Consider the following 14,557-nt stretch of genomic DNA (forward strand, 5'->3'; position numbering starts at 1 on the left):
GGAGTAACTTCTGTTGATGAGTCTATGTTAACTGGCGAAAGTCTACCAGTTGAAAAAAATGTTGGAAATTCAATCATTGGTGCTAGTATCAATAAGAATGGAACCATTCAGTATAAGGCAACTAAAGTCGGAACAGATACAGCACTCTCTCAAATAATTAAATTAGTTGAAGATGCCCAAGGATCAAAAGCTCCAATCGCTAAACTTGCGGATATTATCTCTGGTTATTTTGTACCAGTAGTCATTGCTTTAGCAGTAATATCTGGAGGAGCTTGGTATATTGCGGGTCAATCTGGTGTATTCGCTTTAACAATATTTATTTCAGTTTTAGTCATTGCTTGTCCGTGTGCACTGGGATTAGCAACACCTACAGCTATTATGGTAGGCACTGGTAAAGGTGCTGAAAATGGTGTTTTGATAAAGAGTGGGGTAGCGCTTGAAACAACACATCAAATTAAAACGATAGTGTTTGATAAAACTGGAACAATTACTGAAGGGAAACCCAAAGTTACGGACGTTATCGTTGTAGATCCTATATCAAAAGATGAATTACTCAGTTTTGCGGCTTCTGCTGAGAAAGGTTCGGAACACCCTTTAGGCGAATCCATTGTAAAAGAAGCGGAGTTTGCTAAAGTTACATTAAAAAAGGTTTCAAAATTTAAGGCAATTCCTGGTCATGGAATTGAGGTTCAAATTGAAAATAAGACTCTTCTATTAGGAAATAAAAAGTTGATGGACAAAAATAATATTAACCAAGAATACCTATCCGATACTTCTGACAAACTAGCAACTGAGGGAAAACGCCCATGTATATCGCTATTGAGGGTCAATTAGCAGGAATAATAGCTGTTGCAGATACTGTGAAATCAAGCAGTTTAAATGCAATTAATAAACTTCATAAAATGGGAATTGAAGTAGCTATGATAACGGGTGATAATAAACAAACTGCTTTAGCGATTGCAAAGCAAGTAGGTATTGAGAGAGTTTTAAGTGAAGTATTACCTGAAGATAAGGCTTCTGAAGTCAAAAATCTACAAAAAAATGGAAAAAAAGTAGCTATGGTAGGAGATGGGATTAACGATGCTCCTGCATTAGCTCAGGCAGATATTGGGATTGCAATAGGATCAGGCACTGACGTTGCGATAGAATCTGCAGACATTGTTCTGATGCGAAGTGACCTCATGGACGTCCCAACCGCCATAGAATTAAGCAAAAAAACAATTCGAAATATTAAAGAAAACTTATTTTGGGCATTTGCATATAACACGCTAGGAATTCCTGTAGCAATGGGATTATTATTCTTGTTTGGCGGGCCTTTATTGAGTCCTATTATTGCGGGTGCTGCTATGAGCTTTAGTTCTGTTTCAGTTTTATTAAATGCATTACGACTAAAAAAATTTAAACCATCAAAATAACTAGGAAAGAGGTTTTTAATTATGAAGGAAAAACTAATTATTGACGGTATGAAGTGTGAAGGATGTGCTAAAAATGTTTTCAGAAGACTTCATTCTATAAGTGGGGTAGAAAGTGTTTCTTTAAGTTTGGAAGATAATTCTGCAACAATTGATAGTTCTCAACAAATTAGTCAAAAAGAGTTAGATTCAGTTTTTATTGATTCTCACTATAAAGTTTCACAAGTAATTAAAATGTAATGAAATAGCCTACTGAATCCTTTTTTTGATAGGATTTAGTAGGCTAATTTAATTAAAAGATAGTTAATTAAAAGTAGATTATAATTATGGGGGATAGAAGAGCTGTTAATTTAATTGTTTTTGAGGAAAAGGAAGAATTTTAAATTCTTTAATTGAAAATAAGTAAATAGAAGACTAGTTTCAGAGTAATCTCCATAAAATCTACAAAACTTTAGGCTATAGTAAAATAGTGTATAGAAAATAGAGGAGTGAGTTTATGAGTAAAAAACAATTAACAACAGTTTTATTAATTGTAATTGTAGCTTTCATAGCAGTTACTGGATGGTTTTTGTATGATAAAAATTATACTAAAACAGAAAATAATCAATCTAAACAAAAAATGAATATGAGTATGTCTGAGGGAAATTCAAGTAGTAACAGTAGCATGGAAATGATGGACCAAGAAAGCGAAAATAATGTTGAAATTGTGGAAAAAAATCAAAAAGAAAAAGAGTTGGCGATTCCTCCTTTATTAAAGGCAGATTCTGAAACAGACTCAGCAGTAGAATATACTCTAACTGCGCAAGAGGGAGAATCTTCCTTTATTGATGGCGAAAAAACTAAGACTCTTGGGTACAATGGTAACTTTCTTGGACCTGTTTTACGAGTTAAAAATGGCCAAAAGGTAACGATTAACACTGAAAACAAGTTAACTAGTGACACATCGTTTCATTGGCATGGGTTAAAAATCCCTTCAGACGTTGACGGTGGACCACACCAACCAGTAAAACCTAATGAGACTAAAAAAGTAGATTTCACTGTAGAACAAGAAGCTGCAACACTCTGGTTTCATCCACATCCAGATGGTGAAACAGCTAAACAAGTATATGATGGTTTAGCTGGCGTTTTGTTAGTAGAAGATGAAAATTCTGACAAACTAGATATACCAAAAAATTATGGTAAGGATGATATACCTGTAATTGTTCAAGATAGGGTTTTTGATAATAACAATCAGTTGAATTATGAATCAGATCGAAATGAAGACGGAACTCAAGGAGATACATTGTTGGTTAATGGAACAATAAATCCTTATATTAATGTTTCAGATGGGAATATACGTTTGCGTTTGTTAAATGGATCAAATGCAAGAAATTATGAGTTTTCTTTTGACGATGGGTCAGAATTTAAACAAATTGCGTCTGATGGTGGATTTCTTGCGAATCCAATTTCTTTGGATAAGGTTATGTTAACTCCTGGAGAACGTGCTGAAATAATTGTAAATACTGAAAAATACAAAAAAGGGGATGTACTAAATCTTATGGATGGTGATTCTAAAATTTTATCTCTAAAAATTACCAAAGATAATTTAAAATCAGTAGAATTGCCAACTAAGTTAAACGAAATTGCAAATGAAGATACTTCATCACTACCTGAACAAAAAATCACATTAAAAGGTATGTCACACATGGTGTCTATTGATGGAAAAACTTTTGACATGAATAGAATTGATTTGGAAAAAAAGAAAGATGAAAAAGAGATATGGGAAATTTACAATGCACCTGATATGATGGGTGGAATGATTCATCCTTTTCATATTCATGGGGTCCAATTTAGAATCTTATCAAGAAATGGAAAAACACCTCCTGAAAACGAAGCGGGATGGAAAGATACTGTTGCATTAAACCCAGATGAAACAGTTAAATTAGAAGTACAATTCCAAAATACTGGAATTTTTATGTATCATTGTCATAACTTGGAGCATGAAGAAAATGGAATGATGGGACAAGTAAAAGTTACTAAATAGAAAGGAGGCGTGTGTATAATGTTGAATAAGTGTATATCTTTTATGGGAGGTGGATTCAATATGATGTTTATGGGGATAATTTGGGTAAGTTTAATTGTTTTAATAGTGATTCTAGTGCTAAAAACTTTTGAAAAAAAGAATCAGAAACAAAATTTTGAAGAATCACCGGTGGATATTTTATTAAAAGAATTTGCAAAAGGGGCTATAACAGAAGAAGAGTATTTAGCAAAACGAAAATATATGTAACTAATAGATAATTGAGGGGGAATTGAGATGAAAATTCTGATTGTTGATGATGAGCCTAAAATACTAGAAATCGTGGATGCGTACTTGATATCAAAAAACTACTCAGTATATAAAGCAACATCAGGAAAGGAAGCTTTAGAAAAATATCATTTTATTTCCCCTGATTTGGTTATACTAGATTTAATGTTGCCAGATATCAGTGGTCTTGATGTGTGCGAAACAATTAGAAAAGAAACGGAAACACCAATCATCATGCTAACAGCAAAATCGGGAGAAGAAGACATTTTGAAAGGACTTGCTCTAGGTGCAGATGATTATATAGTGAAACCATTTAGTCCAAAGGAACTTGTTGCAAGAGTTGAGACCGTTTTAAGACGGTCTTCAACATTTTCTAGTCATGGGAAATTAATCTTTAACGATGGTGAGTTAATTATTATTCCAAGTACTCGACAAGTATTTTTAACAAATAATGAGTTAGCATTAACTTCTTCTGAATTTGATATTTTAGCTATTATTGCTTCTAATCCAAATCGTATTTTTTCTAGAAGTCAGTTGATAGAAATAGTAAAGGGAATGGAGTTTTCTGGATTAGAAAGAACAATTGATTCACATATAAAAAATTTACGCCATAAAATAGAAAAAGATCCAAAAAAACCAAATTATATTGTAACAGTTCATGGTAGCGGTTATCGTTTTGGTGAGGGAAAATGAAAAGAACGATAAAATGGCAATTAATTGTTTCGTTCTTGTTGCTATCTTCTTTGATAATTGGTTCATTAAGTTTTATAACAATAAGTTTAATGAATAATCATTTCGAAAAATATGTAAAGGAACGTCAAGAAGAGACGCTAACTCAATATGTAGAATCGATTGAACTTTTATTTAATTATAGTGAACAAAATTGGCAAACACAAGGAATCGGAGATATCGGTAAAAAAGCATTGGAAAATAATATTATTATTGAAGTCTATGACAGAAACAACAAGATATTATGGGCCCCTAGTAAAACAGAGAAAAGCAAAGCAACTAAAAAAATGAACATATATGCAAAATACTTAAAAAACAAATTGGATATTACTAATACTAATGTAGTTAAAATTGAAAAAAATCTAACATATAAAGAATCTACAATTGGTAAAGTGCTTTTTAGACATGTAGGTCCGTTATCCTATACGAAGCATGATGTTGTTTTTATATCCGATATGAAAAAGAATTTGATGATTGTCTCTTTCGCTGCATTATTTATCTCGTTTATATTTGCGACATGGGTATCAAGAAAGATGAGTATCCCATTAACCCATGTGAATGATTTTACTAAAAAAGTTGCAAATGGTGATTATTCACAACAAATCCCCCAAGAAACGTCTATATTAGAAATAAATGAACTGATTAGCTCTGTAAATGAATTAACTAGACAGTTAGAGCAGCAGCAAGAACTACGCAAAAGACTTTCTACAGATATTGCACATGAAATAAGAACCCCTCTTACAACCTTAAAAGGCAATATTGAGGGAATGCTAGATGGAATATGGGATGTATCTACTGAGAGGCTTCAAAGTTGTTATGACGAGGTTACTCGCTTAACTAGATTAATTGGTAACATCGAAAAATTAACTAAGTTAGAAAAAAATTATGAGAAATTAATTAAATCTAACTTTAATTTAAATAGTTTGATTTTTCAAGTGGTTACAAATTTTGATTCTAGTATTAAACAAAAAGAAATTCAGTTTAATTTATATGGAGAAGAAATTTCTGTATTTGCAGATAAAGATAAATTTAGTCAAGTTATGACCAACTTACTTGCTAATGCTATAAAATTTACTCAAAAATATGGTGAGATATCCATTAGTTTAAATAAAGTAGGGAATAATGTTGAGATAAAAGTAAAAGATAATGGGATTGGAATTAATGAGGAAGAGGTAGAACATATTTTTGACAGATTTTATATGGCAGATCCAGCGAGAAGCAGTTCTCAAGGTGGTCAAGGAATTGGATTAGCGATTGTTAAAAGTATTGTAGAGGCTCATTCTGGATCCATTCGAGTTGAAAGCAACTTAGGTACCGGGAGTTGTTTTTTTATAAAACTACCAATAAAGAATAGACTCTAAAAATAATAGAATATAAAGGTGGAGTAATTATTGAAAACTAAAAAATCAAAGAAATTTCAGCTTTATTTTATTAATGTACTGACAATCGTGTTATTAGTAGCAGGTTTGTTATTAATATTTAATCGACCTATTAGAAACTGGCTCATTGACTACTTAGGACAGAACAATAATGTATCAACAGTGACTGTTAAAAAAATCGAGAAAAACAATCAAAAAAAAGGAGAATTTGATTTTGATCAAGTTGAAAGTCTTGATTTTGAAAGTGTTGCTCGTGCTAGATTATATCAGGACAAAATGGCTGTGATAGGTGGTTTAGCAGTTCCAAGTGTGAAAATAAATTTACCTATTTTAAAGGGTCTTTCAAATTACAATCTTGCAGTTGGTGCAGGTACAATGGTAGAAAATCAGGCCATGGGAAATGGGAATTATTCACTTGCAGGACATAATTTAGATCAAACAAATTTATTATTTAGTCCATTACATGACTTGAAAATGGGAGAAGTGATCTATCTAACTGACTTAAAAAAAGTCTATGTCTATGAAACAACGTTTCTTGAAATTGTTGATCCAACAAGAGTTGATTTAATTGAACCAGTGGATGGTGAAAATTTAGTTACATTAGTTACTTGTAATCAAGATGGATCTAAAAGATTAGTTGTCCAAGGTACATTAATAGAAGAAGTAACAATGTCTGAAGCAACTGAAAAAATTACAAAAGCTTTTGATATTGAGAAGAATATCTAGTAAAGTAGGCAGATCATTGAGAGGTGGAAATATGAAGAAGTTCCTGGTTTTTATTCGCCCATACGACGTTTTGATTATTAGTTTGTTAGTTATAATTTCTTTCATTCCTTTAGCTGTTTTCAATAAGTATAGTCAAAATATAGCTAATAAACTTGGAAATATAGCAGTCATTTCGATTGACGGAGTGACAGTGAGAGAAATTGAACTGTCATCAAATACAAAATATCAACTGTTTACACTTTACCCCTCAGAGAATCAATATAATATCATTGAAGTAGACGGAACAAGAATTAGAAATAAGAAAGACAATAGCCCAGATCAAATCGCAGTGAAAACTGGTTGGATTAGTAAAGTTGGAGAAACCAGTATTTGTCTACCACACAAATTAATAATAGAAATCCGGTCGAAAGATGGAGAAAAACAAAATGAGACCGATTTAGTCATCCCTCTTTAGTTATAAGAATAAAGTTCAAAGGATATTTAAAAAATGTTAATTTCATCTCCATACAAGATAATGTTGATACATCGGTTTCTATGGGCAGACTCTTTTTGCGAGTGATGATTAGTTTAGCAGAATTGGAACGTAACCTCATTATTGAACGAATCAAATCTGGCCTTGATGTAGTTAGAGCACGAGAAAAATGGTTGGCGGGCACATAAAGATAGTATTTTAGTTGATTTAGCTTTAAAGATGTACGAAAGCAAGGAGTATTCAATCCCGCAAATTCTTAAAGCTTCTAAACTAAGTAAAACGACTTTTTACGTTATATTAATGGAAGGAAGGACTAAGTATGGGTTTAAAAATCATTTTAACAGCTGCGCAACGTGAACGACTGCTTTCTGTAGAACACCTATCAGAGGAAGATTTTAAAGCATACTTTAGTTTTTCGGATTCAGATTTAGAGATTATCAATCAACACCGAGGGAATATTAATAAATTAGGCTTTGCCATACAACTTTGCTTAGCTCGATATCCTGGTTGTTCTTTAAGCAACTGGTCTGTTAAACCAGATAGATTGACTTCTTATGTGACACATCAACTTCACCTGGGCCCAATCGAATTAGCTTCATACAATCACAGAAACACTCGTGCCAATCATTTTAACGAAATTTTAGAAACGTTTAGGTACCAACGATTTGGGAGTAATGGCAATCGAGAACATCTAATAGAGTATTTAGTTAATCTTTCATTAGAAAATGATGATTCTACTTTTCTGATGAAAGAAACTCTAGATTTTTTATCTTGTAATAGAATTATCTTTCCATCGATTGCCACACTTGAAGATGTTATTAGTCACTGCCGATCTAAGGCAGAAAGTACTCTGTTTTCAATTTTACTCCAACCATTAAAAGGAATACAAATGGAAAAATTAGATGATTTACTTCATCTTTTTAAAGAAACAAAGATGACTAAACTTGCCTGGCTGAAAGATATTCCAGGGAAAGCTAATCCAGAGAGTTTTATGAGTATTTGTAAAAAGGTTGAAGCGATTAATGCTATTGAGCTTGGAACAATTAACGTAGCCCATATTCATCGTAATAGATTCCTTCAGTTAGCTAGATTAGGTGATAATTATGATGCCTATGATTTTTCTCGTTTTGAATTTGAAAAAAAATATGCCTTACTGATTGCTTTTTTAGTAGATCATCATCAATATCTAATCGATCAATTAATTGAGATTAACGATCGTATTCTAGGTAGCATTAAACGGAAAGGAACACGTGATTCACAAGAACAGCTAAAAGAAAAAGGCAAATTGACTACTGAAAAATTAGAACACTATGTGTCCCTAATTGATGCTCTTCATTTTGCAAAGGATAACAATAGTAACCCCTTTGACGAAATTGAACGAATTATTCCTTGGAATGAGTTAATTCAAGATGGAGAGGAAGCGAAACAAATTACTGGCCATAAAAAGTATGGCTATTTAGAAATGGTAAGGAACAAAGCCACTTATCTCCGTAGATACACGCCGATGTTGCTAAAAACTCTATCGTTTAAAGCAACAACGTCAGCAAAACCTGTCCTTACGGCTCTCACTCAATTAAGTGAACTACACAATGATGGAAAAAGAAAACTACCAGTAGACACATCTATTGATTTTGTAAGCAAAAAATGGGAAAACCTTGTTCGACCACAAAACGGAAAAATAGATCGCTCATTCTATGAATTAGTAGCCTTCACAGAACTTAAAAACAACATTCGTTCAGGTAATATTTCTGTTGAAGGAAGTCTAGCCCATCGAAATATTGATGACTACTTAGTTCCTTCTGATAGTTGCCTTGGATCATTAACCATACCAGACACCTTTGATGAATACCTTGAAGCTAGGGGATCTTTTTTAGACTCTCACCTTCAATTTTATGCAAAATCTGATAAAAAAACAGCTAAAATGACACTTAAAAAATTAGAAAAGATTACTCCAGATGAAGCCGAAATCTTTAGGAAAAGACTCTACTCAATGATTCCAAAAATAAGGTTAAGTGATCTTTTAATTGAAGTGGATAGCTGGACCCAATTTTCACAAGAATTTATTCATGATTCAACTGGAAAGCCACCAAATGAAACCGAGAAAAAAATTGTGTTTGCCACTTTACTGGGATTAGGAATCAATATAGGTCTTGAAAAAATGGCACAATCCACGCCTGGAATCACGTATCCTCAATTGGCAAATGCTAAACAATGGCGTTTTTATAAAGAAGCCTTAACTCGTGCACAATCTGTTTTAGTTAACTATCAATTGGATATTCCAATTGCTGATTTTTGGGGAGAAGGAAAAACAAGTGCTTCAGATGGCATGCGCGTACCCGTAGGTGTCTCCGCTCTCAAATCTGATGTTAATCCGCACTATAAAAGTCTAGAAAAAGGGGCTTCAATGATTCGCTCAATAAATGATAGAAATACCTCGCATCATGTTGAAGTTGTTTCAACCAACACAAGAGAAGCTACTCATACACTTGACGGTTTACTCTACCATGAAACGGATTTAGATATTGAAGAACACTTCACTGATACAAATGGTTATAGCGATCAAATGTTTGGCATGACTGCTTTATTAGGATTTAAATTTGAACCACGCATTAGAAATATAAAAAAATCTCAACTATTTTCTATAAAACCATGTTCAGAGTATCCTGATTTATCAGGATCTATAAATAGTAAGATTAATGTAAACATTATCGAAGAAAACTATGAAGAAATTAAACGAATAGCCTATTCGATTCAAACAGGTAAAGTATCAAGCTCTTTAATTTTAGGAAAACTTGGCTCATATGCTCGTAAAAATAAAGTAGCTACTGCTTTAAGAGAATTAGGACGTATTGAAAAAAGCATTTTCATGATAAGATATGTAACGGATGATCAATTGCGCCGCAAAATCACTCATGGATTAAACAAGACAGAAGCTGTTAATGCCTTAGCTAGAGAATTATTTTTTGGTCGCCGTGGAAAATTTATGGAACGCGACATTCGCCGTCAACTTCAAAGTGCAAGCGCACTCAATGTCTTAATAAATGCGATTAGTATATGGAACGCTGTGTATTTACAGGAAGCCTATAATTATTTAGTTAAACTTGATCCCCAAGTTACTAAGTATATGAGGCATATCTCTCCGATTAATTGGGAGCATATTACTTTTCTTGGCGAATACAAATTTGATTTGTTATCTATTCCTAAACACTTAAGAAAATTGAACATAGAAAAATAGCCAGTCATCAAACGTTAGTATAGAGGGAATTCCCAGTCCTTATCGATACAAATTCCCTCTGCGCGCTTGGGACCCCTACAAGACTACTATAACTATGTACTATTTACTGATAATGCAGTAGAAAAATATTTATCTGATTGGTTACTTGATCGGTCATGGTATACAACTGAGACGGATAATATGCTTTTTGATATGCTATTAAAAAAATGTTTGGATGAAAAAATTATTTTACCAGGTTTTTCTACTTTTGAACGCTTTGTATCTAAAATTATTGATTCTTCTGAAAAACAACTCTATAAATTACTTTCTGAGATTCCTGCTACATCAGAGGTAGAACGTTTGTTAGAATTATTTGATTTTGTTGGTGAGCCTATACGTGGTGCAACGCTTAAAATGGATATTTTACGAAGCCCTTTGATTGACGAAAGTCAAAAGGAGCTTATTCGTGGGTTTAATAGACTGATTATGTTCCAATCTTTTCATACAGAAAACTGGGACTTTTCTGTAATTCCTGAAGGGAAATTAAAAAAACTTGCCAGCTATGCTTTCAAAGCAAAAGCTCAAGCTATACAAAGAATGCCACTAAATCGCCAAATAGCTCATTTAGTGGCATTTGTTTATGAACATCAGAAAAAAGCAATGGACGAACAACTTTTAGCACTATCAAAATATGTAGATGCTATTTTTAGACGTGCAAAAAATAAAGAAATAAAAGATCGAATGAGAACAATAAAAGATTTAGATCGAGCTGCTCTTACGTTATCAAAAATTGTAGAACTTTTATTTGACGAATCCATTACTAACCAAGAAATTCGAAAAGTTATTTCAGATAAATTTCAAAAAGAAGAAATGGATGCAGCCATTTTTCAAGTTAAGGATATTGTTCGTAACGAGCAAGAACCCATTGCAATTAATGAACTTCGCAAAGCATTCAGGAAAATTAAAAAGTTCATCCCCTCTATTCTTTTATCCATTAACTTTGAAGGTAACAATTACGGGGCAGATAGCTTAGTCGTTTGGGAAAAGATAAAAGAAGTTTTTCCAAAACCAATAACACTAGACCATTTTTATGATATTGAACCCTGTTTATCTAAAAAATGGCAATATTATATACATGAAAATCCCACTTCAGTAAATCAGTGCGTGTTAATTGCTGGGCTAGAACTTCTCTTTCAAGGATTAAAAAAGCATGACATATTTGTTACTAATAGTGAAAAATATGCAGACCCAATGAGCTATTTATTGGATGATTCTACGTGGATAGAGCAACGGGAAGTTTTGATTACTCAACTTGACTTACCTTCTTCAGGCACCTTAGCTGTACAAAAATTAAGCGAAGATTTGTCTCTATCTTTTATAGAAACACAATCAAATTGGGATGCATCTAATATGGCAAGGCTTGAAGAAATAAATGGTGAAGTAAAAGTAGTTGTTTCAAATTTGAAAAAGGGAAATGAGCAGCCTAATGAAAAAGAGTTTAAATCACGTGTGCGCCAACTCATGCCTAGCATTGATTTATCCGATTTATTATTGGAAGTAAACCAACGAGTTGGGTTAACTCAATCCTTTAAACATTTAAATGAGAAAGAATCCAGAATGAAACAGTTAGATATTAGTATTTTAGCAGTATTGTTAGCGGAATCATGTAATATTGGATTTTCTCCAGTTTCCAAAAATAATATTGATAGTTTGAAGTATGATAGGCTCACCTATGTAGCTCATCAATACTTACGTATTGATACCTTAACTGCAGCTAATCAAAAAATTATTCATTCACATAAGAAATTGGAACTGGCTCTTGCTTGGGGAAATGGAGAAATGGCGTCTGCAGATGGAATTCGGTATATAACACCGCAAAGATCACTTTACTCTGCTAGTAATCCAAAATACTTTGGCAAAGGCCGTGGAATCACTTTCTATAACTTTGTTTCAGATCATTATATTGGTTTCCATGGAATGGTTGTATCAGGCACGTTAAGAGACTCTCTTTACTTATTAGAGGGACTTCTTAATCAAACCAGCGGATTACAGCCCACTCAGATAATGACAGATACAGCTGGATATAGTGACCTTATTTTTGGATTATTTGGACTACTAGGTTTTCAATTTAGTCCTAGAATTGCGAATAAACATGGTACCAAACTATGGAGAATTGAAAAAAATGCTGATTATGGTTTATTGAATGATGTTACTAAAAGTCGAATTAACACTGATTTAATTGAAGAACATTGGGAAGATATACTTCGAGTAGCAGGTTCCCTGAAATCTGGTAAAGTCAATGCAACTGAACTAACTCGAGCGTTACAACGATCTGGTCAACCAACTTCACTTGGAAAAGCAATTACAGAATATGGAAAGGTTTATAAGACCAAACATCAACTACGCTATCTTTCAGATGAAATTTATGCTCGTCAAATACTTGAACAGCTAAATAAGGGTGAATCACGTCATGCACTTTGCAGAAGTATATTTTACGGAAGAAATGGAAAATTATATCAAACTTATATTGATGGAATGGAGGAGCAGTTAACCTCTTTAAGCGTTGTAACAAATGCAGTAATTTATTGGAATACACTGTATCTTGAAAAAGTATTGGAGCAGATGAAAGTAGAAGGATATGACTGTTCAGAAGAACTTATAGGAAAATTATCTCCACTTTTATTTGAGCATATAAACTTTGTTGGTAAATATTCATTCCAGTATAATCAAGGTCTAGAAGACGGATCATTACGACCATTAAAAACACCTGATTCTCTCTAATGTTCGTGTTTATAAAGATACCGCAACTTTTCGTTCGATTGTTCCAGACAATTTTGGAGCCTTAAAGTCTAAAAAAAATAGAAATGCTGTTAAATCAGCGTTTCTATTTTTTAATAGTCGATTATACCGCAACTTTTCGTTAAGATGTTCCATTGACCCCGTTATCCATGAATTATAACCAATACGAGCATTATAGTTATAAGGGCGGACGGAGAGAAGAACAAGTGGAAGCCTACCGCAATCCTACCATTTCAATGCGAGAATTACGAGAAATGACGGATACAGTTGATGAATACCCCCGCTTTGATAGATTAGAACATAGAGTTTTAAAAGAACCAATAGAAGAAATTAACGAAAACACCTCTTTTAACGTGACGTATGACAAGATAAAAAAAGGACGAAGCATTGATTCTATTGTCTTTCATATCACGAAAAAACGTCGAGCAGATGATAACAGCTACAAGTTAGAAGATAAAGATTATCAATCCGACAAAGAGGAAAAATCAAGAAATGAAGCTGACTTATTAAAACAGGCAATGGAAAGCAAGTACACACGATTATTGATTGAAAACTTTCTCTTATCCCCTCTTGAAATGACGGACACGGCACTTATGGCAGGTTTGCAAAAGAACGTCTATCCGTTGTATGACGAGTTAAAGGAATTAAGAGGATTAAATGGCGTCAAAGACCACTTGTCTTATGTTGCCAGCAAAAAAGAAGCCTATTCTAAACGTAATGTAGCGAAATATCTTAAAAAAGCCATTGAACAATACCTACCAACTGTAAAATTACAAGACCTTGAACAACCAGAACGTGCAAAGGTTCGAGGTAAAGGTGCAAGCCATGAGTGAGAATTTAAAAACGATTAAGGAGCTTGCGGATGAGTTAGGTGTAAGTAAATCATATATTGATAAAATAATACGCATACTGGAATTGCATACTAAATTAGATAAAGTAGGTAATAAGTATGTGATTTCTAAAAAACAAGAGAAATCTATAAAAGATAGACTTAGGTCATCTGAATCAACAACAAAATCACACACTAAATCGACAACTAAAAAGCATACTGAAGTTGATTTTGAAGTCGATTTTTTGAAAGAAGAAATCTTATATCTTAGAAAGAGTCACGATAAACAATTGACCAACAAAGATAAGCAGATAGAAACTTTAAGTAATCTTTTAGATCAACAACAACGACTAGCCTTACAAGATAAAAAGTTGTTAGAAGAATACAAAGCAGAAAACGACAGATTAAAAGTTCTCAAAATGCCCTCAGAGGATAAAAAAGAGGAGCAGGCGAATAGTCAACCAAAAGAAGAAGTTAAAGCTCTTAAATTTGAAATACGAGCCTTACAGGAGGAATTAAACAAACAAAAGACACATTCACAAGAGGAACGAGAAAAATTAAAAGCAGAATTGACAACTCCTAAAAAATGGTATCAATTTTGGAAATGACAAAAAGCCTATAAAATGAGATTTTAGGGCTTTTTATTATTCAAGTGGCATAAATTCTACTCAAAACCATTTAAGAGGGCTTAAAAGGCAAAATATGAGCTT

Annotated in this window: 10 protein-coding genes and 4 pseudogenes; 13 read left to right on the plus strand and 1 reads right to left on the minus strand. The window is 33.1% G+C overall.

The window, feature by feature from the left end; translation table 11 throughout:
* The 11 genes and pseudogenes from BR77_RS00005 to BR77_RS18490 all read left to right on the plus strand — a co-directional run.
* Window positions 1-1,415: pseudogene (locus BR77_RS00005) on the plus strand (copper-translocating P-type ATPase); the annotation flags it as partial.
* Window positions 1,416-1,436: 21 nt separating this feature from the next.
* Window positions 1,437-1,652 (plus strand): heavy-metal-associated domain-containing protein, encoded by a 216-nt coding sequence (locus BR77_RS00010; RefSeq protein ID WP_015076886.1) that lies wholly within the window; start codon window positions 1,437-1,439, stop codon window positions 1,650-1,652.
* A gap of 256 nt (window positions 1,653-1,908) precedes the next feature.
* Window positions 1,909-3,435: a multicopper oxidase family protein gene (locus BR77_RS00015; RefSeq protein WP_035063672.1), complete on the plus strand. Its 1,527-nt coding sequence runs from the start codon at window positions 1,909-1,911 to the stop codon at window positions 3,433-3,435.
* Between the two features lie 18 nt (window positions 3,436-3,453).
* Window positions 3,454-3,681, plus strand: a complete 228-nt coding sequence (locus tag BR77_RS00020) for an SHOCT domain-containing protein (RefSeq protein ID WP_144060834.1) — start codon at window positions 3,454-3,456, stop codon at window positions 3,679-3,681.
* A 27-nt stretch (window positions 3,682-3,708) separates the two neighbouring features.
* Window positions 3,709-4,392, plus strand: a complete 684-nt coding sequence (locus BR77_RS00025) for a response regulator transcription factor (RefSeq protein ID WP_015076883.1) — start codon at window positions 3,709-3,711, stop codon at window positions 4,390-4,392.
* Window positions 4,389-5,789 carry a sensor histidine kinase gene (locus BR77_RS00030; RefSeq protein ID WP_035063673.1) on the plus strand — a complete coding sequence of 467 codons (1,401 nt, stop codon included), beginning with the start codon at window positions 4,389-4,391 and terminating at the stop codon, window positions 5,787-5,789. The genes BR77_RS00025 and BR77_RS00030 overlap by 4 nt, the downstream gene beginning before the upstream one ends.
* 30 nt (window positions 5,790-5,819) lie before the next feature.
* Window positions 5,820-6,533 (plus strand): class A sortase, encoded by a 714-nt coding sequence (locus BR77_RS00035; protein WP_015076881.1) that lies wholly within the window; start codon window positions 5,820-5,822, stop codon window positions 6,531-6,533.
* 31 nt (window positions 6,534-6,564) lie between these two features.
* Window positions 6,565-6,987, plus strand: coding sequence for a NusG domain II-containing protein (locus BR77_RS00040; protein WP_015076880.1), 423 nt, complete (start codon window positions 6,565-6,567; stop codon window positions 6,985-6,987).
* 32 nt (window positions 6,988-7,019) lie between these two features.
* Window positions 7,020-7,362, plus strand: a pseudogene (locus tag BR77_RS18485) (recombinase family protein); the annotation flags it as partial.
* Window positions 7,325-10,240, plus strand: a complete 2,916-nt coding sequence (locus BR77_RS00045) for a Tn3 family transposase (RefSeq protein ID WP_035063674.1) — start codon at window positions 7,325-7,327, stop codon at window positions 10,238-10,240. The pseudogene BR77_RS18485 and the gene BR77_RS00045, both read left to right, overlap by 38 nt.
* A 75-nt stretch (window positions 10,241-10,315) precedes the next feature.
* Window positions 10,316-13,000, plus strand: a pseudogene (locus tag BR77_RS18490) (Tn3 family transposase); the annotation flags it as partial.
* 9 nt (window positions 13,001-13,009) lie between these two features.
* Here the strand turns inward: BR77_RS18490 and BR77_RS18915 are convergent.
* Window positions 13,010-13,153, minus strand: a complete 144-nt coding sequence (locus tag BR77_RS18915; RefSeq protein ID WP_015076903.1) for a hypothetical protein — start codon at window positions 13,151-13,153, stop codon at window positions 13,010-13,012.
* An 8-nt stretch (window positions 13,154-13,161) separates the two neighbouring features.
* Here BR77_RS18915 and BR77_RS00055 point away from each other — a divergent pair.
* Window positions 13,162-13,851: pseudogene (locus tag BR77_RS00055) on the plus strand (RepB family plasmid replication initiator protein); the annotation flags it as partial.
* A complete protein-coding gene (locus BR77_RS00060) occupies window positions 13,844-14,455 on the plus strand; it encodes a coiled-coil domain-containing protein (protein WP_035063675.1) in 612 nt (203 codons plus the stop codon). The pseudogene BR77_RS00055 and the gene BR77_RS00060, both read left to right, overlap by 8 nt.
* The last annotated feature ends 102 nt before the right edge of the window (window positions 14,456-14,557 follow it).

The organism is Carnobacterium maltaromaticum DSM 20342 (assembly GCF_000744945.1).
GTDB classification, from domain to species: domain Bacteria; phylum Bacillota; class Bacilli; order Lactobacillales; family Carnobacteriaceae; genus Carnobacterium; species Carnobacterium maltaromaticum.

Bases quoted from the DNA above. Each gene is read 5' to 3' on its own strand.
- BR77_RS00060 (WP_035063675.1), top strand. From the start codon at position 13,844: ATGAGTGAGAATTTAAAAACGATTAAGGAGCTTGCGGATGAGTTAGGT.
- BR77_RS00040 (WP_015076880.1), top strand. From the start codon at position 6,565: ATGAAGAAGTTCCTGGTTTTTATTCGCCCATACGACGTTTTGATTATT.
- BR77_RS18915 (WP_015076903.1), bottom strand. From the start codon at position 13,153: ATGGAACATCTTAACGAAAAGTTGCGGTATAATCGACTATTAAAAAAT.
- BR77_RS00025 (WP_015076883.1), top strand. From the start codon at position 3,709: ATGAAAATTCTGATTGTTGATGATGAGCCTAAAATACTAGAAATCGTG.
- BR77_RS00030 (WP_035063673.1), top strand. From the start codon at position 4,389: ATGAAAAGAACGATAAAATGGCAATTAATTGTTTCGTTCTTGTTGCTA.
- BR77_RS00015 (WP_035063672.1), top strand. From the start codon at position 1,909: ATGAGTAAAAAACAATTAACAACAGTTTTATTAATTGTAATTGTAGCT.
- BR77_RS00020 (WP_144060834.1), top strand. From the start codon at position 3,454: ATGTTGAATAAGTGTATATCTTTTATGGGAGGTGGATTCAATATGATG.
- BR77_RS00045 (WP_035063674.1), top strand. From the start codon at position 7,325: ATGGGTTTAAAAATCATTTTAACAGCTGCGCAACGTGAACGACTGCTT.
- BR77_RS00010 (WP_015076886.1), top strand. From the start codon at position 1,437: ATGAAGGAAAAACTAATTATTGACGGTATGAAGTGTGAAGGATGTGCT.